This is a genomic window from Christensenella sp., from assembly GCF_034927525.1.
In the GTDB taxonomy this organism is placed as follows: Bacteria; Bacillota; Clostridia; order Christensenellales; family Christensenellaceae; genus Christensenella.
In genome coordinates, this window is the sequence record NZ_JAYFPU010000297.1 from 1 (window position 1) to 2,727 (window position 2,727).

Annotated in this window: 4 protein-coding genes; all 4 read left to right on the forward strand. The window is 50.9% G+C overall.

The features are described from left to right. Positions 1 to 1,295: aspartate--tRNA ligase (gene aspS / locus VB081_RS11955; protein WP_323401027.1), on the forward strand; the 1,295-nt coding region annotated here is incomplete at its 5' end. 1 nt (position 1,296) lies between these two features. Then, positions 1,297 to 1,998: a tRNA threonylcarbamoyladenosine dehydratase gene (locus VB081_RS11960; RefSeq protein ID WP_323401028.1), complete on the forward strand. Its 702-nt coding sequence runs from the start codon at positions 1,297 to 1,299 to the stop codon at positions 1,996 to 1,998. After that, on the forward strand, positions 1,995 to 2,438 hold the full coding sequence (locus VB081_RS11965) for a SoxR reducing system RseC family protein (RefSeq protein ID WP_323401029.1): 444 nt from the start codon (positions 1,995 to 1,997) through the stop codon (positions 2,436 to 2,438). The genes VB081_RS11960 and VB081_RS11965 overlap by 4 nt, the downstream gene beginning before the upstream one ends. Next, the coding region (locus VB081_RS11970; RefSeq protein ID WP_323401030.1) for an AAA family ATPase at positions 2,429 to 2,727 on the forward strand (299 nt) is incomplete at its 3' end. The genes VB081_RS11965 and VB081_RS11970, both read left to right, overlap by 10 nt.

Genomic DNA, 2,727 nt, shown 5'->3' on the forward strand with positions numbered 1-2,727 from the left:
CGGACAACGGATTTTTGGATATCGAGACGACTATGCTGCAAAAGAGCACACCGGAGGGCGCGCGCGACTATCTTGTTCCGTCGCGTATCCATGCGGGCAGTTTTTATGCGCTGCCGCAGTCTCCCCAGCTTTTTAAACAGATATTGATGATTTCCGGTTATGACCGGTATTTCCAGATCACAAAGTGTTTCAGGGACGAGGATTTGCGTGCGGACCGTCAGCCGGAGTTTACGCAGATCGATACGGAGATGTCGTTTGTGGAAGCGGACGACGTTATGGGGATGCATGAAGGGCTTATGCAGCAGGTGTTTAAGGAAGTAATGGATATCGATATCGAGCTTCCGTTAAAGCGCCTGACGTATCAGGAGGCGATGGATCGCTTTGGCAGCGATAAGCCGGATACGCGTTTCGGGCTTGAATTGAAAAATGTAAGTGATATCGTTGCAGGCAGCGACTTTAAGGTGTTCAGTTCCGTCGTGAAAAACGGCGGCAGTGTGCGCGCGATCAACGCAAAGGGCTGTGCGAACATACTTGCCCGCCGCGAGATCGATGCGCTGGTCGATTTTGTGAAAATCTATGGAGCAAAGGGCATGGCGTGGATATCTATCCGCGAGGACGGACTCAATTCGCCGATCACCAAGTTTATGACACAGGGAGAGATCGACGCGATCATGCAGCAACTGGATGGACAAGTGGGCGACATCCTGTTCTTTGTGGGCGATAAGAATTCTGTGGTATATGATTCGCTGGGCGCGCTGCGCTTGAAGCTGGCGGAAAAGCTCGAATTGATCAAGCCGAATACATGGGATCTTTTGTGGGTAACGGAGTTCCCGTTGTTTGAATACAGCGAGGAAGAAAAACGTTATGTGGCGAAGCACCATCCGTTTACCTCGCCGATGGACGAGGATGTGGATAAGGTCACCTCCGACCCGTCAAACGCCCGTGCAAAGGCATATGATATCGTGCTGAACGGCAACGAGGTCGGCGGTGGCAGCATCAGGATCCATAGCACCGAGTTGCAGGAAAAGATGTTTGAAGCGCTTGGTTTCTCTAATGAAGAAGCGTGGAGTCGTTTTGGCTTCCTGTTAGAAGCGCTTAAATATGGTACGCCTCCGCATGGCGGCCTTGCTTACGGCCTTGACCGCCTTGCAATGCTGATGGCGGGTGTAGATTCTATCCGCGACGTGATCGCATTCCCCAAGGTGCAAAATGCGTCGGATCTGATGTCCAAAGCGCCGGATACGGTGGACAAAAAACAGCTGCGTGAATTGCATATTCGTGTAGAAGAAGACTAAGATGGACGATTCAAGGACGGTCGCGCTGCTCGGGACGCAGGCGACGGACAAGCTGAAGGACTGTACGGTAGCTGTTTTCGGCGTAGGCGGCGTTGGTTCGTTTGCGGCAGAAGCGATCGCGCGTGCAGGCATCGGCACGCTGATTCTGGTGGATAATGACGTTGTAAAGCCATCTAACTGCAACCGTCAGCTTGTCGCGCTCAGTTCGACAATTCGGCAATATAAAACACAAGTGATGCGTGAGCGGATACTGGACATCAATCCGCAGGCAAGCGTAGTGACGCATGAAGTGTTTTATGATGTGGATAGTTCTGACGGGATATTCGGCGGGCAGCATATCGATTATGTTGTAGACGCGATCGACAGCCTACCCTCTAAAGTACGGCTCATCTGCGAATGTAAGAGCAGAGGCATCGATATCGTTTCTTCTATGGGGGCAGGCAACAAGCTGTACCCGGAACGGTTTTGTGTGACAGACCTTTACAAGACGACATGTGACCCGATCGCGAAAATCTTGCGTAAACAGCTGAGAAGCTGCGGGATCGACAGCCTCACGGTCGTATGCTCTGATGAACCGCCGCTAAAATCGGCGGCAGAAGAGGATGGTAAACGCGTACCGGCGAGTATATCGTTCGTGCCGTCCGTATGCGGGCTTTTGATGGCGGGCGTGGTCGTGCGCGCGTGCGCGGGAGTGGAGAAATGAAGGAAGCGGGCCTTGTAACGAGAATCGACGGCGATACGGTTTATCTTAAGTTTAATCGCACTTCGGCGTGCTCCAAATGCGGTGCTTGCGGCATGATCGCAGGACAAAGCGATATCACGGTAACGGTGGAAAATACGCTGCACGCGCATATGGATGACAGGGTAGAGGTACAGTTTACGACGAAGAACGCCCTGATGTCGTCAGCGATCGCGTATATTTTCCCATTGGTCATGCTGTTTGTGGGCGTATGGCTTGGATATGTGATCCCGCAGGACGTTTTTCCTGTGAAAGACGCGCTGGCGGCGATACTGGGGCTTTTGTTCGCAGCGGCGGGGTTCTTTGTGCTAAAGCTGCTGAATCCTTATTTTAAGAAGAAATTTGCTAAAGTATATACCATGGTGAGAATTTTGGATGAAAGTGAGCCGGAAGAGTGTTCTTAAAAAGAATCGAAGTAAACGGGTTCAAATCCTTTTGCAATAAAAAGGACATCATTATCAATAAAGGGATCACAGGCGTAGTTGGTCCAAACGGCAGCGGCAAAAGTAATATTGCCGATGCTTTGCGTTGGGTTTTGGGGGAGCAGAGCTCCAAGAACCTGCGTGGTTCAAGCATGCAGGACGTTATTTTTAACGGAACGCAAAGCCGCAGTAAAAAGAACTATTGCGAGGTATGCCTGATTTTCGATAATTCAGATATGCGTATTAAGACAGACTACACGGAAATTTCCGT